Origin of the sequence: Curvibacter soli (assembly GCF_029211125.1) — a bacterium.
Taxonomy (GTDB): Bacteria; Pseudomonadota; Gammaproteobacteria; order Burkholderiales; family Burkholderiaceae_C; genus Curvibacter_A; species Curvibacter_A soli.
The window spans coordinates 77,343-101,950 of record NZ_JARGEN010000025.1 but is presented as its reverse complement, the minus strand read 5'-3'; the positions used below and the strand labels follow the sequence as shown (position 1 = coordinate 101,950).

Below are 24,608 nucleotides of genomic sequence, written 5' to 3'. Positions count from 1 at the left end.
CGGTCATGGCGCGCTCACCTGCAGGGTTAGGCGCCATTTTACACGCAAGTTGTTGATTTACAAAGAGAAATCAAGAAAAAATGTGGTTGAACTCACGGATTCAGGTATTTTTCAAGTCAAGTTCCATACGGAATGACGAAGGGCCCTTCAGTTCTGGGCGGAGGCCACGGGCGTTCTAAAGACTGCCGAAGGTGGCGGTCACGAGCCAGGGCCGGTCGGGGTCAAACTGTTCGGCGGCAAAGAGGCCTGGGACCCGTATCTGGAATCGCTGGAATCCTTGTGGCTGATTCACTGGCAACTATGCACCGAAGGGGGCCTTGCAGCATGGAACGAAGTTTTCGGTGAAGGCAAACTCATCCGGTTCGAGCGCAAGCAACTGATCGCCGCCCTGGGTCGCCGTGGCGAGGGCGCGGCCCGCCCACTGGCTGCCAGCACGCTGGAGCAGCATTCTTCGATCTTCATCCAGTCCTACTATCAGGAAGAACGTGGCGGCGACGATACGTCCTGGTCGCCGATGCAAGACCTGGGACTGCTGAGGGCAGTCAAGGGCGAAGACGGGAGAACCATCTTCAACAGTGAAGCCTTGAGAGTTCTCAAGAGCATCGCTGTGCTCGAACTTGTTTCGGCGGGCCTGGGCGTCCCGATCACGGCAGAGACTGTCGCATTTGCGCTCGGCAACGCGACCAAAGCCTCGGTATCCAAGCACTGCGATGGCCTGGTGGAGCAAGGCTTACTCGTGCGTCGGCGAAACAAGGCGGAATATGCCTTCGCGGTATCGGAGGTCGTCAACATCGAGGCCGTCTACGAGAAAGCAGCACGAAGCGGCGAAGACGAACTTGTCATCACCGGCGTTTCGCACGCCCTGGGTGAGCAGGTACATATCTGCAGGTTCAGGCAGTGCGCCGCCTCACGCGCATCGACCAGACGCTCGCGCAGAACGTCGTTCACAGTAGGGTTCGTCATGCTGCGGCCCTCCAGCACCGGTCTTGCCACGCGCACATGCGGCACTCGAAGTGCGTCGGGTCATGGAAGCCGCGCGCCAGCAACTCGCCAGCGTCGGTTGCCGAGATGACGCGCAAGCCGCGATCGGACATGCGCGCCAGCGCGATGGCTTGTACTGGATGCCGTGCGCATCCCCGGACCTCGCTTCGCCCTGATGGTTTGCTCGTCCAAGCCGGTCGGCGAACTCAAGAAACCGACACAAGCAGAAGTCGTTGTCACGCAAGGCGATGTGCGTGTGCTACGGCGAAAAAGTTGGCGGAGATTTCCAGAGAACAGAGGGCAGAAAAGGGTCGAACCAGCCACCATGGGCACCGGTTCTGACCACCCCCTGGCACACGCAGAATGCGCGTGAACCCCGCGTACGTTGCGGGGTCTGGAAGTGAAAACGCCCAACTGAGAACAGTTGGGCGTTAAATGGTGGTGGCCTGGGGCGGAATCGAACCACCGACACGCGGATTTTCAATCCCCGCTTCCGTCGATTTCACAAGGTTCGGTTTTGTTGATTTTCAATATGTAAATCAATAGCTTACGAAAACTACAGATCAATCAGCCGTTGCGCCACGTTGATCTTTGTGCCCCTTTTTTCCAGAATTCGTCTTACATCCGCCCTTACATCGGCGCCGATGTAAGACCGGGGAACCCACATGGCGAAGATTGCATTCACGGCGGGCCGAGTGTCCGCCTTCACTTGTCCTGCCGACAAGAAACAGGCATTCCTTTGGGACGCCATCACACCCGGCTTGGGGCTGCGCGCGACACCCAAGGGCAAGTCAGCCTACATTTTCCAAGGCGAGTCCAACGGGAAGACCGTGCGGATCACCATCGGCAGCCCCGCCGCTTGGACTATTGAGCAGGCCCGCACCAAGGCACGCGAGCATCAGCGGCAAATCGACGAAGGCCGTAACCCAGCCGAGGTCAAGCGCAGCACGCTCGCGGCGGAGGAAGCCGAACGCCAGCATCGCGCGGCGGAGGCGGAAGCCCTGTTGCAGCGGCAAGCCCGCGAAGCAGTCACCGTCAGCGAAGCGTGGCAGGCGTATCTTGAGGAACGCCGCCCACACTGGGGCGCACGCAACTATGCCGACCACCTGAAACTGGCGCAGGCTGGCGGCGAAAAGCGCAAGCGCATGCCCGGTGCCGTGACTACGGCGGGGCCGCTTGCCGAACTGATGGCAATGCGCCTGCTGGACTTGACACCTGCACGGGTCGAACTGTGGGCTGCGAAAGAAGCCCAGACGCGCCCCGCTCGCCTCAGGCTCGCCATGCGGCAGTTGAAGGCTTTCCTTCGCTGGTGCTCAACCCAGCCAGACTACCGCACGACCACCGATGCCGCCGCCGCCAGCAGCAAGAAGGCCCGCGAGACCGCTGGCCGTATGAAGCCCAAGAGCGATGTGCTCCAGCGCGAGCAGTTGGCGGCTTGGTTTGCCCAAGTGCAGCAACTCCAGAACCCCGTGATTTCCGCCTACCTGCAATGCCTGCTGTTGACGGGTGCTCGACGCGAGGAACTGGGTGAACTCCGGTGGGAAGACATCAACTTCCGCTGGAAGGGCATGAGCCTTGGCGACAAGATCGAGGGGACGCGACAGGTGCCGTTCACCGCCTATGTGGAAAGCCTGATTGCTGCCCTGCCACGCCGCAATGAATGGGTGTTCAGCAGCCCAGCCAGCAAGAGCGGCCGCATGGTCGAACCCAGCATTGCGCATCGGCAAGCCTGCGCCACGGCGGGGCTGGAACTGACGCTACACGGCCTGCGGCGCAGCTTTGGAACGCTGTCCGAATGGCTGGAAATCCCCGCAGGCGTGGTTGCGCAAATTCAGGGCCACAAGCCCAGCGCCACCGCCGAAAAGCACTACCGCGTCCGCCCGCTCGACCTGCTGCGTGTTCACCACCAACGCATCGAGGCATGGATGCTGGAGCAGGCCGGGATCGAGTTCAAGCCTGCCGCAGACAGCCCCAATCTGCGCGTGGTGAGCAAATAAGCGGAACCGTCCCATTGGATTACAATCAAACCCATGCAGACGGTCGCCGAGTTGCCTGAATTCATCCGCACGGCGGACAAGTTGCTCAGCCTTGAGGAACGGCAAGACCTGATCCGGCATCTGGCCTCGCACCCCAAGGCGGGCGATCTGATGGAAGGCACGGGCGGCGTCCGCAAGCTGCGCTGGCGCAGGGGCGACCACGGCAAGAGCGGCGGCGTGCGAGTCATCTACTACTTCCATGACGAACACATGCCGCTCTATCTGCTGACCCTCTTTGCAAAAGGCGATCGCGCCAATCTGAGCAAGGCAGAGTGCAATGAACTGGCCGACCTGACCGGCGCATTGGTCAGCATTTGGAAGGCGAAAGGACGGAAGAAATGAGCACGGCATTCGACAGCATCAAGCGGGGCTTGCAGGAAGCCATTGCCCATGCCGAAGGGCGTGGCCGGGGCGTTCGCGTGCATCGTCCGCGCCCCGTGGACGTGAAGGCGCTGCGCGCCAAGGTGGACATGACGCAGGAAGAGTTTGCGGCAAAGTTCGGCTTTTCCACCGCCACGCTGCGCCACTGGGAACGCGGCGACCGCAAACCGCATGGGGCATCGCTCGTGCTGCTCAACGTGATCGAGCGCAACCCGCGTGCGGTCATTGAAGCATTGGCAGCTTGAAGGCATCGCCGATGTGGGGGACAGGCCACGGAGCCAACTTCGCCGACTGGCGAGAGCGTGACGCCATCGCCATCTGGCAACTGGCGGCGCTGATGGCTGGAATCGACCCGCGCGCGCTCGGTGATGTAGTTGGCCGAGATGGCGATGCGCTTGACCTGAGCGCCGAACAGGAAGCCGTGATCGCGGGCGTCCACGCGGGAGCTATCGAATGCGGCCAGTTCGAGCAACCGCCCATCACGCCCAAAACAATCATCAAGACGGCGAGCGCCATTGAATGGCTTCGTCAGCATAACCGCGCCCCGGTCGCAGCCGCATTGGATCGGACGCTACACGCTCCTTCGCCAGATCGAATCGTCAAGAAAGACATGCTGATCGAGCGCTACGCGAGCAAGGTCTGGCCGACGATTGCAGAAGACCTCAAGCGCGCGAAGGACAACGGCCTCAACGTAGCGCAGTCCGGCGCACATGGCCTGTGGAACGAGCCGCTGGCCCTCAACTGGGCTGGTCAGCACGGCAAGCTGGCAAGTGATGCCGACTCCACCAAGGGGCTGTCTGGCTTCCCTTGGCTTGCAGCACCTCGCTCCTAAATCCGCCGATCGGCAGTTCGGAAATTACCCGCATTCGCCCGGAATTGCCCGGCAGCCAGTATCACTGCGCCTGCCATTCTGGCCCGTTGACCCGGCCAACGCAGCGCCAAGGCCCGCATTAGGCCATTTCCGCCCACTCAAAAGAATGAGAAGCCACCTCAACTTCCGTAAGGAAAAAAGATGGCTTACTCCCGTCCTACACCGCCGCCGCTGGAGCAAGAAACTCGCTCCGCACTTCCCACCACCGAAGCGGCCTTTCACCTGAACCGCGCACAGCAGACCTTGCGTGCTTGGGCCTGCCGCGAGAACGGCCCGATCCGCCCTGTCCGCATCAATGGCCGCTTGGCTTGGCCCGTGGCTTCCATCCGCGCCGCACTGGAGGGCAAGTAATGAAACGCCTCCAGTTCAATCTTGAAGACGCGCGCGCCTTTCTCGCGGCACTCGATCCCGATGGGGTCTACACGTTCCAGACCTTTCACGATCTTGAGAAGCGCGGCGGCGGTGTGGTCTTGCACGGCACACTGGCAGAGCACCAGAGCGATTTAATGCACCTGAACCAACAGGGTCAGGGCGTGTTCGTAATGGTCAACAAGGGCGACGGCCTCGTCCACGGCAATGCGAAGACGTGCCGCACGACAGCCAACGTCATCGCGGTACGCGCCTTGTTTGCCGACTTGGATGGTGCGCCGTTGGAGCCGATTCTGCCGCACCGCCCCCACATCGTTGTCGAAAGCAGCCCCAGCCGCTGGCATGCGTATTGGCTGGCACGCGACCTGCCGCTGACTGACTTCAAGCCGCTCCAGCAGCAGCTTGCCCAAAAGTTCGATGCCGACCCCAAGGTTTGCGACCTGCCCCGCGTGATGCGCCTGCCGGGCTTCTGGCATCAGAAGGGCGCGCCGTTTCAGACCCGCATCCACAAACTGCTCAGCAAGGAAAACACCCATGCGTAAGCCTACCGTCGCGTCAATCCCCCTGACACCGATGCCCTATCAGGAACTCATTGCAGCGCTGGGGCTGGAGCTGAAGCTGCCCACAACCGCACGCTCCGCAACGAACCATGCGGCGGCGAATGATTCGACCATTCCAGAATCCAGCCGCAACAACACGCTCACCAGCCTTGCGGGCGTGATGCGTCGCAAAGGCTTCGATCAGGGCGCCATCGAAGCCGCCTTGCTGAAACACAACGCCGAGCGCTGCAATCCGCCGCTGCTCGACAACGAAGTCAAGGCCATTGCTGCCAGCGTGTCGCGCTACCCGCCAACCGGCACGGTTGATCTGCTGTCGATGACGGACGTGGGTAACGCCGAAGCCTTCGCCAACGCAATCCAAGACCGCGTGCGCTACGTCCATTCGCAGGGCTGGTATCTCTGGAACGGCTTGCACTGGGTGCGTGACGAGTCGGGCCAACTCATGGAAATTGCCAAAGATGCAGTGCGCAGCATGCCCACGCATCCCGCTTTCGCGCAAGACGAGGATGCGCAGCGCAAATGGCAGGCACACGTCAAGACCAGCCTCCAACTCTCGCGCCTCAAGGCCATGCTGGAGTTGGCCCAATCCCATCCGGCCCTTTCTGTCAGCCCCGCAGCGCTCGACAGCCATTCCATGCTGCTCGGTGTCGCCAATGGTGCCATCGAACTCAAGACTGGGCGCCTGCGCCCCGCACGCAAAGAAGACCTGTTGACGACGCACAGCCCTGTTCCGTTCGACCCGAGCGCGAAATGCCCGAAGTTTCATGCCTTCCTTTCAACCATCTTTGGCGGCGACAAGAAATTGATGGCCTACGTGCAGCGCGTTGTTGGCTACGCGCTGTCAGGGAAGACGAGTGAGCAGGTGTATTTCTTCATGCATGGCGCTGGCGCCAACGGCAAGAGCACGCTGTTGAACGTGATCGCGGAACTGCTTGGTCACGGTTTGGTCAAGACGATCCAGCCCGAGTCCTTGATGGCGAATCGCTCTGGCGCCAGCAACGACCTCGCCCGCTTGCAAGGTGCGCGTGTGGTGCTCAGCAACGAAACCGAGTCCGGCACCCGGCTGAACGAAGCACTCATCAAGCAAATGACCGGCGGCGAACGCATCACCGCGCGCTTCCTCTACAAAGAGCATTTCGAGTTCGTGCCGCAATTCAAGCTGTTCGTGGCAGGCAACCACAAACCGGCCATCGTCGGCCGTGACAACGGCATCTGGCGCCGCGTGAAGACCATTCCCTTCGAGGTCAGCATCCCGCCGAACCAGCGCAACCCGAAACTTGGCGAGGAACTGCTGGCCGAATTGCCGGGCATCCTGAACTGGGCGCTCAAGGGCTATCAGGACTGGGCCAAGAACGGGCTCCGCGAGCCCCCGGTGATCTCTCAGGCCATTGCCGACTACCGCAATGAGATGGACATCATCACCCAGTGGCTGGAAGACGACTGCGTGAAAGACCCTGCGGCGGCAATCAAGGCTCGCCCAGCCTATGACCGCTTCAAACTCTGGTGTGAACAGAACGGCTACAGCAAGCCGATGACCAGCGCCAATTTCTACCGCGAGTTCAAGGCGATGTTCACGTGCGTTAAGCGCAACGATGGCAACTACTACCTCGGTGTGAAATCGCGCTACCCGTAATGCCAGTGGAGGCGGTGGAGGCTTTGTGCCAAACTTTTTTCAGTTGGCTGTTTTCCCCACGAAGGAGGAGGTGACTGACGAGGCTCCACCCCTCCACTCTGGCCCGCGCCACCACATGCCAACCTGGTTAGCAGCATCTGATATCAGATAGTCGGCCCGTAGTACCCCATCATGCGCCCCAACTCCCGCAGCCCCAAGATCATCGCCATAGGGTCTTGCTTGGCCCGCGCGAACTCGATGGCGTCCTGTAGCTGACCGATCACCGCATCACGACTGAGAGACAACCGCTCGGCATCGGCTCGCTGAATCTGCCGAAGCGCACGCTGCACGTTAGCTTTGGTTAGCAACCGGCTGGCTGTCACCTTGGCAGAACGCGGGGAATAGCCCGCCCGTACAGCCGCCGCTGCGCCGTTGCAGTCCACGGCGTATTCGCGCACAAAGCGCGATTGTTTGGCTCGCACGGCTTCACGCGGCGACATCGACCGGCTCCTTCAATTGCATGACCAGCCCGAACCGGCCGGCGTACAGGTCTTGCCACCGCTCACGAGATTCGGCCCCGCGCGGTGATACCGATTGCCGTAATTGTCGTTGCAGCCGCCCGGATCGCAATGCGTGATGACGCCCGGCGCCCGCGCACGCCGTTCCTTGGCTCGTTCGCGCGCCTCCGCACGCGCGGCCTCGGCTTCGCGGTAGCCCACCGGACCAAGACACGCCAGATCGGCCTTGCGCTGCGCCGCCGCCATGTTCGTCAATTTTTCCGACTGGGAGGCCGTCACGCTGCCCCGCGCGATATCAATATCTCTCTGCGCCTGGCGGCACTCGAACGTGCTCGCGTAATCTCGTTGCGGCGCCTGCTCATGCCGCATCGAAGTGGCCTGCTGACCTTGGGAGGTAGGAGTCGGCACGGCATATCGCTGTCGCGCGGCTTCCGCCTGCGCGCGCTCGTCTTCCAGCTCTTGCGCCGACTTTCTGGCCTGAACCTGCTTTCCGACCTCGCCCCCATCACATCCGCTGTCCGAGTAGGTCACTTTCCCAGTTCGGGAATCGGTGCACTTCACGACTTGGGCCTGCACCGCCGCACAACCGAATAACACCGGTACCAGCAACAAACGACCCCACGCGCCCATGATGCCCCTCCCTATACGGCGGTACCGCAATGTGGGCACTGCCGGGCGCCGACCTGCACCACTTCCGCACAACCGCCGCAGCGCTTGGCAACCGTGTTTCGACAGTGCTTGCAAACCAGCGCATCAGCCTTGATCGACTCGGCGCAATAGGGGCAGGCCTTGTAGCGCCCACGCAGCTCTTGCACCGCACCCGTCGCCGTCTTCGTGGCCTTTGAGGCCACCGAAGCGACCAGCGGTGCACCTTGGCGCGCAGATCGACCAAACCACCGCAAGAGGGACACGAGCGCGCGGAAGATGCCAAACAGCACGGCAAGGCCAATGACCGTCAGAACACCCTTCACGATCGCATCGGTGCTGCCCCAGTCCCCCATCTTCAGCAACATGCCGACGAGCCATGCGATGGCGGAAACCACCATCACAACGCCCAGCGCAACCCCCATCCCCTTCATGATTCGCCCGGATTCCTGAGCCACGGCACACCCACTCTATAGATTCAATATGTTGAAAACAACATTTTGAATTCTGGCCGATTTCACCCACTAGAACAACCATTTCTGTCGTTTTTGAAGTGGACAGAAATGGTCAAGAAGAAGCGCGCCGAGAAGCCGTTAGCAGAGTTGCTGGGCGCCCGGATTGCCACGCTGCGGAAATCGCGTCAGTGGACGCAGGCACAGTTGGCAGAACGGATCGAGGTCGAGCCGGAAACCATCAGCCGCTTCGAGCGCGGCGCCACCGTGCCGTCGCTGTATACCCTCGAAAAGCTGGCCCAATCCCTCAAGGTCAGCATCGGCGACCTGCTGGTCGAAAGCTCGACCGTGCCGGACGATCAGGCCATCCGCATCAGCGCGTGGTTGTCGGAGCTGAAGCCCGCTGATCGCGCCTTCGTGCTCGACCTGCTCAAACGCACCTGCGACCACCTCCGCTAGTCTCGGGCGGCCCGGAAGCGGCTGTGTAGACTGCCGTTTTTCCCGCTCCGCGCTGCCCAATGGCCATCAAGAAATCCGATCTTTACTCTTCCCTTTGGGCTTCATGCGATGAACTGCGTGGCGGCATGGACGCCAGCCAGTACAAGGACTACGTCCTGTTCATGCTGTTCATCAAGTACATCACCGACAAGTACGGCAGTTCGGACGACTTCGAGCCCCCGGTGTCCATCCCCAAGGGCGCCAGCTTCAAGGACATGATCGCCCTCAAGGGCAAGTCCGACATCGGCGAGAAGATCAACACGCAGATCATCCAGCCACTGATTGAGAGCAACCAGAAGCTGGCACGCAGCGACTTCCCGGACTTCAATGACCCCAACAAGCTGGGCGAAGGTCAGGCGATGGTCGATCGCCTGACCAACCTGATCGGCATCTTTCAGAAGCCCGAGCTGGATTTCTCCCAGAACCGTGCCGAGCACGACGACATCCTTGGCGACGCGTATGAATACCTCATGCGCCACTTCGCCACCGAAAGCGGCAAGAGCAAGGGCCAGTTCTACACCCCGGCCGAAGTCAGCCGCGTCATGGCCAAGGCCATCGGCATTTCTCCTGCCAACAGCACGGCATCCACCACCGCCTACGACCCGACCTGCGGCTCGGGTTCGCTGCTGCTCAAGGTAGCCGCCGAGGCCGGCAAGCCCATCACGCTGGAAGGGCAAGAAAAGGATGTGACCACCGCCGGCTTGGCGCGCATGAACACCATCCTGCACGACTTCCCCACCGCCAGCATCGTCAACGGCAACACCTTGGCCGCACCCAAGTTCAAGGATGGCGAGCAGTTACGCACCTACGACTATGTGGTCGCCAACCCCCCGTTCTCCGACAAGACATGGAGCACCGGCCTCACCCTCGGCGACAGCGGCAAGGGCGACCCCTACCAGCGTTTCAGCTGGGGCGTGCCCCCTGCCAAGCAGGGCGACTACGCCTACCTGCTGCACATCATCCGCAGCATGAAGGCGGCCGGCAAAGCCGCGTGCATCCTGCCGCACGGCGTGCTGTTCCGTGGCCATGCCGAGGCGGTGATCCGCCAGCAGCTGGTGCGTTCCGGCATCCTCAAGGCCATCATCGGCTTGCCGGCCAACCTCTTCTACGGCACCGGCATCCCGGCCTGCATTTTGGTGCTCGACAAGGAGAACGCCACCGCCCGCAAGGGCATCCTCATGATCGACGCCAGCAAGGGCTTCATCAAGGACGGCAACAAGAACCGCCTGCGCGAGCAGGACATCCACAAGATCGTCGACACCTTCAACCGGCAGGCCGATATCCCGCGCTACGCCCGCATGGTGCCTTATGACGAGATCGCCAGCCCCAAGAACGACTACAACCTGAACCTGCCGCGCTACATCGACAGCAGTGATCCCGAAGACCTGCAGGACATCAACGCCCACTTGAACGGCGGCATCCCCGAGCGCGATATCGACGCCTTCGCCGCCGACTGGCAGCAAATGCCCGGTCTGCGCGCCGCCTTGTTTGAATCCGCAGGCCGTCCCGGCTACGCCCGCCTCAAGTTGCCGATAAACGATGTCCGATCGACCATCCTCGGCCACCCCCAGTTCACCGCGTTCACCGGCAAGGTCTCCACGCTGTTCAGCAAGTGGCGCGAAGCCATCACACCCCAGCTCACTGGCCTCAGTCAGAACGGCCATCCCAAGGAGCTGATTGGCACCGTGTCCGAAACCCTGCTCGCCTCCATGCAGGCCGCACCGCTGATCGACGCCTATACCGTCTATCAGCACCTGATGGACTACTGGGCCGAGACCATGCAGGACGACGCCTACCTGATCGCCGCCGATGGCTGGGCCGCCAAGCCGGCGCGCATCATCGAGACCGACAAGAAGGGCAAGAAGAAGGACAAGGGCTGGGCCTGCGACCTGCTCCCCAAGCCCTACATCGTCGCCCGCTACTTCGCCGAGGAACAGGCCGCGCTGGACGCCAAGCAGGCCGAACTGGAGGCCGCCAGCGGCCAGATCACCGAACTGGAAGAAAAGCACAGCACCGAAGACGGCGCTTTCGCCGGTTTCGACAAGATCAACGCCGCGCAGGTCAAAGACCGCGTGAAGGAAATCGGCACCGACCCCGAGGCCAAGGACGAATTGGCCGTGCTCAAGCGGTGGCTCAAGCTCAGCGAGCGGGAAAGCCAGCTCAAGAAGGCCGTCAAGGAGCTGGACGCCAAGCTCGACCAACAAGCCCACGACCACTACGCCAAGTTGAGCGTGACGGACATCAAATCGTTGGTGGTCAACGACAAATGGCTCGCCCGCCTGGCGGCCGACCTGCAAGGCGAAATCGACCGCGTGGGGCAGACCCTGACCGCCCGCATCCGTGAACTGGCCGAGCGTTATGCCACGCCGTTACCCCGATTGGTAGACGACGTGGCGGCGCTGTCGGCCAAGGTCGAGGAACACCTCAAATGTATGGGGGCGGTATGGAAGTAATGGAGGGGTACAAGCAGACCGAGGTGGGGGGTATTCCAAAGGATTGGGATGTAGTGCCGCTTGATGGACTATCTGATTTCGTCACCAGTGGCTCGCGTGGTTGGGCTCAGTTCTATTCGAAACGCGGTGCACTGTTCATTCGGAGCCAGAATGTGCGCGATGGTCGGCTCAGCTTTGAGGATCTGCAATATGTCTCTCCGCCGTCTGGAGCGGAAGGCAATCGGACCAAAGTTAGGCCAAACGATTTGTTGATCACTATCACTGGCAACAGCGTAGGCAATGTCGCTTTAGTGGAAGAGGCATTTGAGGAGGCCTACATCAGCCAGCACGTCGGACTGGTTCGTCTTAAAGAGCCGGCAAGAGGCTCATACATTTGTCGTTTCCTGTCACCCAACTCGCCCGGCAACCAGCAGATTGCAGGAAGCCAGTCAGGGCAAAGCAAGCCGGGGCTGAATCTTCGAAACCTCAAAGATTTCCTTATCGCGCTGCCTCCGAGCCTACATGAACAACGCGCCATCGCCACCGCCCTGTCGGATGTTGATGCGTTGATCGACGGACTGACCCGGCTGATCGCCAAGAAGCGCGACCTCAAACAGGCCTCCATGCAGCAACTCCTTACTGGCCAAACTCGCCTGCCGGGGTTCTCTGGCGCATGGGAAACAAAGCGGCTTGGTGATGTGGCGGAAATAGTGATGGGGCAATCGCCAAGCTCGTCGAACTACAACTCAATCGGGAAAGGGCTGCCCCTCATTCAGGGAAATGCAGATATCTTGAATCGATGGGCAATCAAACGTACCTATACCACCCAAAGCACAAAACGAGGCAAGGCAGGAGATATCTTGATGTCTGTGCGCGCTCCGGTTGGCGAAATCTCGCGCACAACGTTCGATGTGTGTCTCGGCCGGGGGGTTTGCGCAATCAGATTTCCAAATGCTTTTCTCTATCACAGCCTCGTTTTCTTTGAGCCGAATTGGACTAAACACTCAAAAGGTTCGACATTCGACTCTGTTAATTCTCCGGATGTGAATGCCGTCGAAATTTATATTCCTGTCGAAGAAGCAGAGCAAGTCGCGATCGCCACAATCTTCTCCGACATGGATGCCGAACTGGCCGCCCTCGACGCCCGCCTCACCAAAACCCGCGCCCTCAAGCAAGCCATGATGCAGGAACTGTTGACCGGAAAGACCCGCCTAGTATGAAGATTTCCACCATCCTCGACCACATCGACAGCGGCCATATGGCGCTGCCGGAGTTTCAGCGCGGCTATGTCTGGAACCGCGACCAAGTGCGGGGCCTGTTCGATTCGCTATATCGACGCCACCCTGTAGGTGGACTGCTGGTCTGGGCCACTGAGTCGAAGACGGCCACGCATCGTGGCGATGGCCCGCTGGCTGCGGGGGTGGTGAAGTTGCTGCTTGATGGCCAGCAGCGGATGACCTCTCTTTACGGTGTGGTGCGCGGCAAAGCACCGAAGTTTTTTGATGGCAATGCCCAAGCATTCACCGGTCTGCGCTTTCACTTGGATAGCGAAGTATTCGAGTTCTACCAACCCGTCAAGATGAAGGACGACCCTCTGTGGGTCGATGTGACTGAGTTGATGAAGCAAGGCACTGCAGGACTCGGGGGCTTCATCGGGCGCCTGTCCGCGCAGCCCATCCATGCACCAAAGCTTGGCGACTATGTAGGCCGACTATCCAAGCTACTGGGCATCACCGAGGTGGAACTGCACATCGAGGAAGTGACCGGCACCGACAAGACACTTGATGTGGTGGTGGACATCTTCAATCGGGTCAACAGCGGCGGCACCAAACTTTCCAAGGGCGACCTCGCCCTCGCCAAGATTTGCGCCGAATGGCCCGAGGGCCGCGACGAGATGAAGTCCAAGCTCAAGGCGTGGAAGGATGCTCACTACAACTTCACTCTTGACTGGTTGCTGCGCTCGGTGAATACCGTGCTCACTGGCGAGGCCAGATTTCAGCACCTGCACGAAAAAACCGCCGATGAGGTCAGGGAAGCCCTGAAGCGCACGTCAAAGCACATTGACACTTCCCTGAACCTGATCGCTGGGCGACTTGGCCTCGATCACGACCAAGTGTTCTTTGGCCGCTTCGCCGTGCCCGTGATGACACGCTATCTGGAGTTGCGCCAAGCCCAAAAGCTGGGTGCCATGAATGAGAAAGAGCGCGACAAGCTGCTGTTCTGGTACGTGCAGGCGGCCATGTGGGGGCGCTTCTCGGGTTCGACCGAATCGTTCATCGATCAAGACCTCGCTGCGCTGGACGGGCCAGGCGGCGGCCTCGACAAGCTGCTGGAGCAACTGCGCCTCTGGCATGGCGGACTACGCGCCGAGGCCGGGCACTTCACCGGCTGGAGCTTGGGTGCTCGTTTCTACCCCGTGCTCTACCTGCTGACGCGCATGGGGGCGGCTCGCGATTGGGGCACGGGGCTGCCGCTGAAAGCCAATTTGCTGGGCAAGATGAGCCGTCTGGAAGTACACCATATCTTTCCCAAGGCACAGCTCTACAAGCACAAGCACAAGCGGCCTGAAGTCAACGCGCTGGCCAACTTCTGCTTCCTCACCAAAGACACCAACCTCAACATCACCGACCGGCTGCCGGAAGAGTACTTTGTGGAGGTTGAGAAGGCGCATCCGGGTGCGCTTGCTTCACAGTGGATTCCCACCGATCCAGAGCTTTGGAAGATCGCGCGCTTCCGCGACTTTCTTGAGGCCCGTAAAACGCTGCTCGCCAAAGAACTCAATTCGCGCATGGAAGAGCTGCTTCACGGTGACACGGCTTGGCTGGGAACGACCGCTGCACCGACTGCGCCGCTGGCAGCAGCCGGCAGCGGAATTGCCAGCGATGTCGAAGAGAAGGCGCTCACCGACCTCAATGCGTGGATCGCTCAGCGCGGGCTGCCACCCGGTGAGTTGAACTATGACTTCGCGGATGCAAGTGGTGCGCAGGCGGCGGTGTTTGATCTTGCTTGGCCGAATGGCATCCAAGAAGAATTGAGTCAGCCCGTCGCTATTCTGCTGAACGAAGAGACGGCAACGCTCACGGTTGCCAGTCAGGCGGGGTTCCGGTGCTTCACGGATATCGACTCGTTCCGGCACTACGTGGAAAAGGAGATACTCGGCGAGGCTGTCCATGTCTGAGTCGCCGCGTTCGGAGCGAAAGACGCAGAACCGCGTAGTGGCATTGCTCCAGCATGAGCTGGGATATCGCTACCTTGGTGATTGGGCCAAACGATCCAGCAACCGCTGCATCGAAGTCGCCCTGCTGCGCGACAACCTGTTGCAACGCGGCTACTCCGAGCCGCAGATCGCACAGGCTCTCCAGAAGCTCCTGACCGCCACGGACGCGACCGGCACCACGCTCTATCAAGCCAACCTGCGCACCTACCAGCTGCTGCGCTATGGGGTGCCGGTGCAGACTCAAGCCGGCGCCGCCCACGAAACCGTGCACCTGATCGACTGGGAGCGCCCCGACTGCCACGACTTTGCGGTGGCGGAAGAGGTCACGCTCAAGGGCGGACACGAGCGCCGCCCGGACATCGTGCTGTACCTCAATGGCATCGCGGTGGGCGTGATTGAACTCAAGCGCAGCTCGGTGGAGATTGCCGATGGCGTGCGGCAACTTATCACCAATCAGGAAGAGATATTCAACCTGCCGTTCTTCAGTACCGTGCAACTGCTGATGGCGGGCAATGACTCTCAAGGCCTGCGCTATGGCACCACGGGCACGCCGGAGCTGTTCTACGTCGAATGGCGGCACCACACCGCGAATGAGCCCGTGGTTGGCGCCTTGCTCGACCAGCCCATCGCTCACCTGTGCCAGAAGGAGCGCCTGCTTGACCTGATACGCAACTTCGTGATCTTCGATGCGGGGCACAAGAAGGTGCCGCGCCTCCACCAGTACGAAGGCGTCAAGGCGGCGCAGGAGCGCCTGAAGCGGCACGAGGGCGGCGTGATCTGGCACACCCAAGGCAGCGGCAAGAGCATCCTGATGGTGCTGCTCGCCAAATGGCTGCTGGAGCACGATGCCGAGGCCCGCGTACTGGTCATCACCGACCGCGACGAACTCGACAAGCAGATCGCGGGCGTGATGAGGAACTCCGGCGTGATTGGCGAAGACTCGCCCTCCCCCCGTATCACCACGCGGCGCGAGCTGGTGGACAAGCTCGGTGAAGCACTGCCCCGCCTTCTGTGTGCGCTGATCCACAAGATCGACCCATCTGACCTCAAAGGAGAGCCGCCGCCCGTCACTGGCCGCTTTCATGTGTTCGTGGACGAATGCCACCGCACGCAGGGCGGCGCGCTGAACCAGCAGATGAAGCGCTGGCTGCCGAACGCCATCTTTGTCGGCTTCACCGGCACGCCGTTGCTGCGCAAGGACAAGCAGACCACGCGCGACGTGTTCGGCACCTACATCCACACCTACAAGTTCGACCAGGCGGTGGCCGACAAGGTGGTGCTGGATTTGAAATACGAAGCCCGCGACGTGCCGCAACGCCTGACCTCGCGGCAGGCCATCGACGACTGGTTCGAACGCAAGACGCGCGGACTGAACAACTTCCAGAAGTCGGTGCTGCGCAGGCGCTGGGCCACCATGGAAGAGCTGATGAGTGCCGGCGAGCGCAAACAGCGCATCATCGCCGACATCATTCACGACTTCGGCGTCAAGCCGCGCCTGAACGGCGACCGGGGCACGGCGCTGCTGGTGGCCGCGTCCATCTATGACGCCTGCCACTACTTCCGCCTGTTCCAGAACACCAGTTTTGGCAGCTATTGCGGGCTGATCACCTCCTACGAGCCCAACCACAACGCCATTTCGCGCGAGCCGCCCAACAGCGACGAGCGCTACAAATACGACACCTACACGAGGCACGTGCTGGCCCCCGGCCAGACCACCAAGGCCTACGAGGACGAAGCCAAGCGGCGCTTCATCGAAGAACCCGCGAATCTGAAGGTGCTGATCGTGGTCAGCAAGTTGCTGACGGGCTTCGATGCGCCGAGCTGTACCTACATCTACCTCGACAACGAGCTGCAAGACCACAACCTGTTTCAGGCCATTTGCCGCACCAACCGGCTGGACGGCGACGACAAGGACTATGGCTACATCGTCGATTACAAGGAGCTGTTCAAGAAGCTGGAAACGGCGATCGCGGTCTATACCTCGGACGAGCTGGACATCGACGACAGCGGCGACGACGGCAATGTGATCGTCAAGGACGCCTTCAAGGAAGGCAAGGCCAAGCTCGACGCGGCGCACGAGGCACTGATTTATCTGTGCGCCCCGGTGGCCGAGCCCAAGGAAATCGAGAACTACCTGCGCTATTTCTGCGGCGACGCTTCAAGCGCCACGGCGCTGGGCGATACCGAGCCGCTGCGCGTGTCGTTCTACAAGGCCGTGGCGGCTTTTATTCGCGCCTACGCAGAAATGGCGACCAGCTTGGGCGACGCTGGCTACTCTGCCGCGCAGGCCCAGCGATTGGCCGATGACGCCGAGTTTTTCAGCGAAGTGCGCGCCGCCATCAAAAAGCACTCGGGCGAAGAGCTGGACATCAAGCCCTTCGAGGCGGACATGCGCCACCTCATCAACGCCTACATACAAGCCGATCCGGCCGACCGGTTGGGCAACCTCAGCGATCTTTCGTTGACCGAGCTGATCATCCACACCGGCATCCACGACGCCATCGCGCAGAAGCTCAACGAGAAGGGCAAGCTGTCGAACAACGCCGTCGCCGAGGCGATCATCAACAACGTCCGCAAGACTATCATCCGCGACCAGCTGACCGATCCGCGCTATTACGAAGAAATGTCCAAGCTGCTGGACGACCTGATCCAGCAGAAGCGGGACGACACGGAATCCTACGAGGAATTCTTGCGGCAAGCGGAGCGGCTTGCGCAGCGACTGCATTCACGACAGCCCACGGCTGGAGCCCCGTCTGTCCTGCACGGCAATCGAGAAGCCACGGTGTTGTTCAACAACCTGCCTTCGCTGCCAGCCACCATCTTTGTCTGCCCTGCCGATGACGACGCCCGCGCGGCGCTCGCCGTACAGCTGGATTTGGCCATGAGGGATCATGCCCCGGCGGGATGGAAAGGCGACCCTGCGCGCGAAGCTCAAGTCAAGAACGCCTTGTTCCCCTTGATGAACAGGGATCGTGCCGCCACCGAAGCCTTGTTTGCGATCGTCAAGCAGCAGCCGGGTTACTGATGGACGAGTTCCTGCAATTGGGTGACGTGTCGATTCGCGTCACGCGCAAGGACGTGAAGAACGTCCACCTGAGCGTGCACCCGCCCAAAGGCCACGTCACCTTGGTGGCGCCGCGAAACACGCGCTTGGAAGTCGCCCGCGCGTTCGCCATCACCAAGCTCGACTGGATACGCCGGCAACAGACCGACATGCGGGAGCAGGCCCGTGAGGCGCCACGGCGCTACGTCACGCGGGAAACCCACCTGCTGTGGGGCCGTCACCATTTGCTGGTGGTGGAAGAGACCCAAGGGCGTACCGGCGTGCAGTTGGATCACAAGCGCATCGTGCTGCGTGTTCGGCCCGGCAGCGATGAGGGCAAACGCGCGGAAATCATGCACGCATGGCACCGATCCTTGCTGCATGTGGCCATCCCGCGCCTGATCCAGAAGTGGGAGCCCAAGCTCGGTGTTTCGGTCAACGCGTACTACCTCCAGCGCATGAAAACCAAGTGGGGCAGCTGCAACCCCGCCGCTGGAAACATTCGCCTGAACACGGAGCTGGTCAAGAAGCCGCGCGACCTGCTCGAATATGTGATCGTGCACGAGATGACCCACCTGCTGGAGCCCACTCACAACGACCGGTTTGTCGGCATCCTCGATCTTCATTCACCGGGCTGGCGCGAGGCGCGCGCCGATCTGAACGGCTTGCCGCTGGCGGCGGAAATCTGGCGCGAGTGATTTCATGCGGGGCTGGGCCATCCGGCCGAGGCCTAGTGACCCCGGTGGTGGAGCAAAAGGCCCACCCCGGTTCGGTTTCGGTTTCCTGATCCCATAAAGGAGTCTCTTGGCACCCTGCCGCAAGAGACTCCTTTTTCATTTCCATCACTCCCAAGAAAGCCGCGCGCTTCGCACGCGTGCCCGTCGGGTCGTGGGTTCATTACGAACTGCCTCGGCAACTTCGTAAGGATCGCAAGGCCACCGCGCCCGACCGATCCACTCGCCCCGCGCCAGCCCATCCGGGTTGGCATTTACTTTCCACTTCGGGAGTTCTCACCATGTTCGCAACCGGCTTTGCCATCTTTCTCGGTCTCGTCTTCATCTTCATCAAACTCGGGCGGCGCACCATGCTGCGCATGCTCGGCCACGACGTGTGGCTGGACATCGGCGTCACGATGCTCACGCTCGCCATCCACTGGGGCAGCTTCTCCGGCGTCATGGCGGCCACCTTCGCCGGTCTACTGACCAGCGCCGGCACCACCATCGCCAAGCGTTGCTTCGGCTACATCAAGCGCGGCCAGTACACGCCCGGCCTGCTTCGCCTGCATGTGTGACCCCGGCGTAGTTGATTTCCCCTTTTCCTCACCCATCGGAGCCCGCCACGTGCGGGCTTCGTCGTTTCTGGAGCATCCCCATGACCGACGTGTACCAATCCATCACCGAACGCATCATCCGCGCCCTCGAATCCGGCACCCTCCCGTGGCAGTTTCCGTGGAAGCGGGAACCGGGCGGCGCCATGCCCGCCAACCTGAGCACCGGACGCCTGTATCGCGGCATCAACACCCTGTTGCTCAACATGACCGCCATGCACGAGGGCTACCGGCGCAATCGCTGGCTGACCTACCAGCAGGCGCGCATGCTGGGTGCCCACGTGCGCCGGGGTGAAACCGGCACACCCATCGTCTTCTTCAAGATGCTGGAAGTCGATGAGGCCGGGCGATCCTGCGCCGCCAACGATGCCCCGGCGGCCAAGGTCGTGCCCATGCTGCGCTCGTTCACGGTCTTCAACGCCGATCAGATTGAGGACTTGCCGCCAGCGCTGGCGCAGCCTGAACCGGTTCCCGACTGGAGCCCGGTCGAAGAAGCCGAGCGCCTGCTGGCCGCTTCGGGCGCCGTCATTCGCCATGGTGGCGATCAGGCGTTTTACCGGCCCTCCGATGACGTGATCCAGTTGCCGCTGCGCAGCGCATTCCCGCAGGCCACCGGCTACTACGGTGTGGCCCTGCACGAGTTGACGCACTGGACGGGCCATGCCTCCCGCTGCAACCGCCCCATGCAGAGCCGCCAGCACCTCACGGCCTACGCCTTCGAGGAACTGGTCGCCGAGATGGGCGCCGCGTTTCTGTGCGGTCACTGCGGCATCGATGCCGAGCTTCAGCACGCGGGCTACATCGCCCACTGGCTGGAAGCCCTGCGCCACGACAAGCGCTTGGTCTTCACGGCGGCATCCATGGCGCAGAAGGCCGCCGACTTCGTGCTGGGCACGTCGGAAGCCGCACCCTGCCCGCAGGCCATGGCGATGGCCGCCTGAGCCGCCTTCATCCACCCCTCACGCCCGTGGTTCCCGCCGGAGCGACGGGCGTATTTGTTTACCCCATGGAGATCAACATGACCGAATCCATCAACCACTTCGCCCGCCTGGCGGCAATCAACGTATCCGAGCACATCGAGCGCAAAGGCGGCTTTGCCTATCTCAGCTGGCCCTATGCGGTGTCGCAACTGCGGAATGCCGATCCCACCGCGACGTGGGAAGTGCGCCGCTTCAACAACCTGCCCTATCTGGCAACGGAGGCCGGCGTGTTCGTGGAAGTGGCCGTCACGGTGCAAGGCGTGACCCTGAGCCAGATTCACCCGGTGCTGGATGGCCGCAATCGCCCCATTCTTGCCCCCACGGCATTCGATATCAACACCAGCTTGCAGCGCTGTCTGGTCAAGGCCATTGCCCTGCATGGCTTGGGTCTCTACATCTACGCGGGCGAAGACCTGCCGCAGCCGTCCGGCGAGGCTGCCAACGATGCGGCCAAGCCCAGTGCGACCGTGGCAACGCTCAGCCGTGGCCAGCAGGCGCAGGTGCACAAGCTGGCGATGGAGGCTGGCGTGTCACTGGATCGCGTGTGTCGCTACTTCGGGGTCGATTCCTTGGCCCAGATCGCCGTGGCCGACCTGTCGCGCGTGATCCGCTCGCTGGAGAACCGGAGGACCGCAGCATGAGCCGCATCGTTCAACTAACGCAAGGCAGCCCCGAATGGCTGGAGTACCGCCGCAGCCGCCGCAACGCCTCGGAAACGGCAGCGGTGATGGGCCTGAGCCCGTGGAGCACACCCTACCAGCTGTGGCTGGAGAAGACCGGGCGCGCCAGCGCCAAGGTGACTCAGGCCATACAGCGCGGCACCGAACTGGAGCCGAGCGCGCGAGCGGCCTATGAAGAGCAGACCGGGCTGGTGATGCAGCCACTGGTGATCGAGGATGGTGCCTACAGCGCCAGTCTGGACGGCATGACCTTGGCCGGTGACTTGGTGCTGGAAATCAAGTGCCCGATGCGCGGCACACGTTCCGACCTGTGGCAGGACGTGAGCCAAGGACAGGTGCCGGAGCACTACCGCGTTCAGGTGCAGCATCAGTTGATGGTGTCGGGCGCCGAGAAGGCCCACCTGTGGGTGTTCGACGGCGCCAAGGGCATCCTGACCGAGGTAACTCGGGACGAGGCACTGATAGCCCGCATCCGGGAGGCGTGGGAGGCGTTTCAGCCGTTTCTGGATCGAGACGTACCGCCGCCGCTGTCGGAAAGCGATACGTGGCTCCGAAGCGACGCAGCATGGTCGCAGGCCGCCGAAGCCTATGCCGGTGCCAAGCAGTACGCCGATGAGGCCGCAAAACGGCTGGAATCGGCTCGTCAGGCCTTGATCGAGCTGGCCCAGCACCCGAAGGAGCAAGGCGCCGGGGTCACTGTCACGCGGTTCTGGAAACAAGGCAGCGTGGATTACAAGAAGGTGCCCGAGTTGTCCGGCGTTGATCTTGACCAATATCGCAAGCGGGCAACCGAAGAAGCGCGCGTGACGATAGCCGCCTGATTGCGGAAATCGTCTTACATCCGCCCTTACATCGAAGGGCAAAGAAAAAAGCCCGCTACGTTATCTGTAGCGGGCTTTCCTTTGTTTACTGGTGGCCTGGGACGGAATCGAACCATCGACACGCGGATTTTCAATCCGCTGCTCTACCAACTGAGCTACCGGGCCAGAATTTAACATTCTAGCAGCAAAAAGAGTGCCGAGAGAGCTTTATTGATACGCACCTGCGCATTTCGGCGAATGTGACCGCTGATTTCGGGAGCGTGACCGATCCGAGGCTGGGTGCTGGGTTGCGCGGTTGGGATTTTAGGAATGCTGGTGAACTGGCCGATTGATGGCTTCCTTGGCGGCTGTAGACAGACTGTCAAGCCCACAATCACGGACGCCAACGAGTGTCGCCGTCAGATCGCGACCAGTTGCCGCACCCCGTTGGCCTCCATGTCCGCACCCTGGCCGCGTGCGATGAATTCCCCGCGCTCCATCACCAGGTAGTCGTCGGCCAGTTCCTGCGCGAAGTCGTAGTACTGCTCGCACAGCAGGATCGCCATGTCGCCGCGGTCGGCCAGCATGCGGATCACGCGGCCGATGTCCTTGATGATGCTGGGCTGGATGCCCTCGGTGGGTTCGTCGAGGATGAGCAGCTTCGGCCCCGGCGCCAGCGCGCGGGCGATGGCCAACTGCTGCTGCTGCCCGCCCGACAGGTCGCCGCCGCGCCGGTGCAGCATCTGCTTGAGCACGGGGAACAGTTCGTACAGTTCCGCCGGAATGGGTGTGGAGCCGCTCTTGTAGGCCAGGCCCATGCGCAGGTTCTCCTCGACCGTCAGGCGGGCGAAGATCTCCCGGCCCTGCGGCACGTAGCCCATTCCCCGGCGCGCACGCTCGTAGGGCGTGGCCTTTTCGATCGGCTTGCCGTCGAATTCGATGCTGCCGCTGCGGATCGGCACCAGCCCCATGAGCGACTTGAGCAGCGTGGTCTTGCCCACGCCGTTGCGGCCCAGCAGCACGGTGACGCGGCCCAGGCGCACCTCGAAGCTCAGGTCGCGCAGGATGTGCGAGCCGCCGTAGTACTGCTGGATGTTCTTGATGGCTAGCATCGCCCGCCCCCAGGCTGCGCTTCGCTACACCAACCCCCTGCCGGGAGCAACACCAGCGGCCAGGCGGAGCCGGTTCCGCGGTGTTTCACGAAAAGATTCTTAGCGGCCAAGATATACCTCAATGACACGTTCGTCGGCCTGCACCTCGTCGAGCGTGCCCTGCGCCAGCACCGCGCCGTCGCACAGCACGGTGACGATTTCGGAGATGGTCCTGATGAAGCTCATGTCGTGTTCCACCACCATCAGCGAATGCTTGCCCTTGAGGCTCAGGAACAGCTCCGCCGTGCGCGCGGTTTCCTCGTCCGTCATGCCGGCCACGGGCTCGTCGAGCAGCAGCAGCTTCGGGCCCTGCATCAGCAGCATGCCGATCTCCAGCCACTGCTTCTGGCCGTGGCTCAGGTTGCCGGCTTGGCGGCCCACGCTGCCGGCCAAGTGGATGGTGTGCAGCACTTCGGCCAGGCGGTCGCTCTGCGCCGAATCCAGGCGGAAGAACATCGACGACTTCACGCCCTTGTCGGTCTTGAGCGCCAGCTCCAGGTTCTGGAACACGGTGAGGTGCTCAAACACCGTGGGCTTCTGGAACTTGCGGCCGATGCCCAGTTGCGCGATCTCGGCCTCCTTGTAGCGCAGCAGGTCGATGGTGCTGCCGAAGAAGACCTGGCCGCTGTCTGGCCGGGTCTTGCCGGTGATGATGTCCATCATCGTCGTCTTGCCCGCGCCGTTGGGGCCGATGATGCAGCGCAGCTCGCCGGGCGCGATGTCCAGCGACAGGTGGTTGATGGCCTTGAAGCCGTCGAAGCTCACGTTCACGTCTTCGAGGTACAGGATGCGCCCGTGCGCCACGTCCACCTCGCCGGCCTGCGCCAGCAGCCGGCCGTAGCCTGCCGCGCGCCCACCCGATGCGGTGTTGAGCCGCAGCGCCTGCGCGCGTTCCTGGATACGCTGCGTGCCTTGTTCCAGCAGGTCGGGCGTCATGCCTGGCCTCCCCGGCGCAGCTTCTTGAGCAGCCCGGCCACGCCATCGGGCAGGAACAGCGTGACGGCGATGAACAGCGCGCCCAGGAAGTACAGCCAGAACTCGGGCGCCGTGACGGTCAGCCAGCTCTTGGCGCCGTTGACGATGAAGGCCCCGGCGATCGGCCCGGCCAGCGTGGCGCGCCCGCCCACCGCCGCCCACACTGCCATCTCGATGGAATTGGCCACGCTCATTTCGCTGGGGTTGATGATGCCCACCTGCGGCACGTACAGCGCGCCGGCCACGCCGCACATGACGGCAGAGATGATCCAGACCGTGAGCTTGTAGGGCAGCGGGTTGTAGCCCGAAAACATCACGCGGCTTTCCGCGTCGCGGATGGCCTGCAGCACGCGCCCGTACTTGCTGCCCACCAGCCAGCGCGCGAACAGGAAGAAGCCCAGCAGCGTCAGACCCGTGAGCACGAACAGCGTCATGCGCATCGAGGGCGTGGCGATGGGGATGCCGAGGATGCGCTTGAAGTCGGTGAAGCCGTTGTTGCCGCCGAAGCCCGTCTCGTTGCGGAAGAACAGCAGCATGGCCGCGAAGGTCATGGCCTGCGTGATGATGGAGAAATACACGCCCTTGATGCGCGAGCGGAACGCGAAGTAGCCGAACACGAAGGCCACCAGTCCCGGCACCAGCACGATGAGCAACAGCGTGGCGATGAAGCTGTCGGACAGCGTCCAGTGCCATGGCAGCTCCTTCCAGTCGAGGAACACCATGAAGTCGGGCAGATCGCTCTTGTAGTTGCCGTCGCGCCCGATCTGGCGCATCAGGTACATGCCCATGGCGTAGCCGCCGAGGGCGAAGTACAGGCCGTGGCCCAGGCTCAGGATGCCGGTGTAGCCCCATATCAGGTCCATTGCCAGCGCCACGATGGCGTAGCACATGATCTTGCCCACCAGCGCCACGGCATAGTCGGAAAGATGCAGCGCGCTGCCCGCGGGCACCACCAGGTTGAGCACCGGCGCCAGCGCGCCCACGGCGATCAGCGCCACCAGGAAGCCGGCCCAGCCGGGGCGGCTGAGCAGCGGCGCCGGCGCGGGCAGGGAAATGCGTTCTTGCGTCATGTGGTTCTTG

The 24,608-nt window shown here is 62.0% G+C and carries 22 protein-coding genes, 1 tRNA gene and 1 pseudogene; 17 read left to right on the top strand and 7 right to left on the bottom strand.

The genetic code is table 11. The features are described 5' to 3' along the window. Positions 1-151 precede the first annotated feature (151 nt). From PY257_RS05880 to PY257_RS05845, 7 genes and pseudogenes are all read left to right on the top strand, one after another. Positions 152-562: pseudogene (locus tag PY257_RS05880) on the top strand (DUF4007 family protein); the annotation flags it as partial. Between the two features lie 1,084 nt (positions 563-1,646). Next, complete coding sequence (locus PY257_RS05875) at positions 1,647-2,978, top strand: tyrosine-type recombinase/integrase (RefSeq protein WP_275739852.1); 1,332 nt, start codon at positions 1,647-1,649, stop codon at positions 2,976-2,978. Between the two features lie 33 nt (positions 2,979-3,011). Then, the gene (locus tag PY257_RS05870) at positions 3,012-3,359 is read left to right on the top strand and encodes a type II toxin-antitoxin system RelE/ParE family toxin (RefSeq protein ID WP_275739850.1); all 348 of its coding nucleotides are present in this window, start codon (positions 3,012-3,014) and stop codon (positions 3,357-3,359) included. Beyond that, the gene (locus PY257_RS05865; RefSeq protein WP_275739848.1) at positions 3,356-3,643 is read left to right on the top strand and encodes a helix-turn-helix domain-containing protein; all 288 of its coding nucleotides are present in this window, start codon (positions 3,356-3,358) and stop codon (positions 3,641-3,643) included. Before PY257_RS05870 ends, PY257_RS05865 begins: the two co-directional genes overlap by 4 nt. Continuing rightward, positions 3,640-4,230 (top strand): hypothetical protein, encoded by a 591-nt coding sequence (locus PY257_RS05860; RefSeq protein ID WP_275739846.1) that lies wholly within the window; start codon positions 3,640-3,642, stop codon positions 4,228-4,230. The genes PY257_RS05865 and PY257_RS05860 overlap by 4 nt, the downstream gene beginning before the upstream one ends. Before the next feature lie 389 nt (positions 4,231-4,619). Further along, entirely contained in the window at positions 4,620-5,180 is a 561-nt protein-coding gene (locus tag PY257_RS05850) for a DNA-primase RepB domain-containing protein (protein ID WP_275739841.1), read from the top strand. Beyond that, positions 5,173-6,831, top strand: a complete 1,659-nt coding sequence (locus PY257_RS05845; protein WP_275739839.1) for a phage/plasmid primase, P4 family — start codon at positions 5,173-5,175, stop codon at positions 6,829-6,831. Before PY257_RS05850 ends, PY257_RS05845 begins: the two co-directional genes overlap by 8 nt. Before the next feature lie 143 nt (positions 6,832-6,974). Here PY257_RS05845 and PY257_RS05840 read toward each other — a convergent pair whose 3' ends face one another. The 3 genes from PY257_RS05840 to PY257_RS05830 are packed head-to-tail and all read right to left on the bottom strand — an operon-like array spanning position 6,975 to position 8,431. Further along, complete coding sequence (locus tag PY257_RS05840) at positions 6,975-7,310, bottom strand: terminase small subunit (protein ID WP_275739837.1); 336 nt, start codon at positions 7,308-7,310, stop codon at positions 6,975-6,977. 12 nt (positions 7,311-7,322) lie between these two features. Further along, positions 7,323-7,958, bottom strand: a complete 636-nt coding sequence (locus tag PY257_RS05835; protein ID WP_275739835.1) for a DUF4124 domain-containing protein — start codon at positions 7,956-7,958, stop codon at positions 7,323-7,325. A gap of 11 nt (positions 7,959-7,969) precedes the next feature. Continuing rightward, entirely contained in the window at positions 7,970-8,431 is a 462-nt protein-coding gene (locus tag PY257_RS05830; RefSeq protein ID WP_275739834.1) for a zinc ribbon domain-containing protein, read from the bottom strand. Between the two features lie 105 nt (positions 8,432-8,536). Here PY257_RS05830 and PY257_RS05825 point away from each other — a divergent pair, with 105 nt between their 5' ends. The 10 genes from PY257_RS05825 (at position 8,537) to PY257_RS05780 (ending at position 21,423) form a co-directional block, all read left to right on the top strand. Beyond that, positions 8,537-8,884 (top strand): helix-turn-helix domain-containing protein, encoded by a 348-nt coding sequence (locus PY257_RS05825; RefSeq protein WP_275739832.1) that lies wholly within the window; start codon positions 8,537-8,539, stop codon positions 8,882-8,884. A gap of 59 nt (positions 8,885-8,943) precedes the next feature. Beyond that, positions 8,944-11,376 carry a type I restriction-modification system subunit M gene (locus tag PY257_RS05820; RefSeq protein ID WP_275739830.1) on the top strand — a complete coding sequence of 811 codons (2,433 nt, stop codon included), beginning with the start codon at positions 8,944-8,946 and terminating at the stop codon, positions 11,374-11,376. Continuing rightward, complete coding sequence (locus PY257_RS05815) at positions 11,367-12,575, top strand: restriction endonuclease subunit S (protein WP_275739828.1); 1,209 nt, start codon at positions 11,367-11,369, stop codon at positions 12,573-12,575. Before PY257_RS05820 ends, PY257_RS05815 begins: the two co-directional genes overlap by 10 nt. Continuing rightward, complete coding sequence (locus PY257_RS05810; RefSeq protein WP_275739826.1) at positions 12,572-14,533, top strand: GmrSD restriction endonuclease domain-containing protein; 1,962 nt, start codon at positions 12,572-12,574, stop codon at positions 14,531-14,533. The genes PY257_RS05815 and PY257_RS05810 overlap by 4 nt, the downstream gene beginning before the upstream one ends. Beyond that, positions 14,439-17,597 carry a type I restriction endonuclease subunit R gene (locus tag PY257_RS05805; RefSeq protein ID WP_275739824.1) on the top strand — a complete coding sequence of 1,053 codons (3,159 nt, stop codon included), beginning with the start codon at positions 14,439-14,441 and terminating at the stop codon, positions 17,595-17,597. Before PY257_RS05810 ends, PY257_RS05805 begins: the two co-directional genes overlap by 95 nt. After that, complete coding sequence (locus tag PY257_RS05800; RefSeq protein WP_275739822.1) at positions 17,597-18,313, top strand: M48 family metallopeptidase; 717 nt, start codon at positions 17,597-17,599, stop codon at positions 18,311-18,313. The genes PY257_RS05805 and PY257_RS05800 overlap by 1 nt, the downstream gene beginning before the upstream one ends. Before the next feature lie 317 nt (positions 18,314-18,630). Then, on the top strand, positions 18,631-18,906 hold the full coding sequence (locus PY257_RS05795) for a hypothetical protein (protein WP_013722731.1): 276 nt from the start codon (positions 18,631-18,633) through the stop codon (positions 18,904-18,906). Between the two features lie 80 nt (positions 18,907-18,986). Next, positions 18,987-19,883 carry an ArdC family protein gene (locus tag PY257_RS05790; RefSeq protein ID WP_275739818.1) on the top strand — a complete coding sequence of 299 codons (897 nt, stop codon included), beginning with the start codon at positions 18,987-18,989 and terminating at the stop codon, positions 19,881-19,883. 77 nt (positions 19,884-19,960) lie between these two features. Further along, a complete protein-coding gene (locus PY257_RS05785; protein WP_275739816.1) occupies positions 19,961-20,563 on the top strand; it encodes a Sak single strand annealing protein in 603 nt (200 codons plus the stop codon). Then, the gene (locus PY257_RS05780; RefSeq protein ID WP_275739814.1) at positions 20,560-21,423 is read left to right on the top strand and encodes a YqaJ viral recombinase family nuclease; all 864 of its coding nucleotides are present in this window, start codon (positions 20,560-20,562) and stop codon (positions 21,421-21,423) included. The genes PY257_RS05785 and PY257_RS05780 overlap by 4 nt, the downstream gene beginning before the upstream one ends. Before the next feature lie 89 nt (positions 21,424-21,512). On the opposite strand, the gene PY257_RS05775 is transcribed toward PY257_RS05780, so the two are convergent. The 4 genes from PY257_RS05775 to urtC all read right to left on the bottom strand — a co-directional run bounded on the left by PY257_RS05775 (position 21,513) and on the right by urtC (position 24,598). Beyond that, positions 21,513-21,588 (bottom strand) — tRNA-Phe (locus PY257_RS05775). A gap of 233 nt (positions 21,589-21,821) precedes the next feature. After that, positions 21,822-22,514, bottom strand: a complete 693-nt coding sequence (gene urtE / locus PY257_RS05770; protein ID WP_275739812.1) for an urea ABC transporter ATP-binding subunit UrtE — start codon at positions 22,512-22,514, stop codon at positions 21,822-21,824. 99 nt (positions 22,515-22,613) lie between these two features. Then, positions 22,614-23,489, bottom strand: coding sequence for an urea ABC transporter ATP-binding protein UrtD (gene urtD / locus PY257_RS05765; RefSeq protein ID WP_275739810.1), 876 nt, complete (start codon positions 23,487-23,489; stop codon positions 22,614-22,616). After that, entirely contained in the window at positions 23,486-24,598 is a 1,113-nt protein-coding gene (gene urtC, locus PY257_RS05760) for an urea ABC transporter permease subunit UrtC (RefSeq protein WP_275739808.1), read from the bottom strand. The genes urtD and urtC overlap by 4 nt, the downstream gene beginning before the upstream one ends. Between the last annotated feature and the right edge of the window lie 10 nt (positions 24,599-24,608).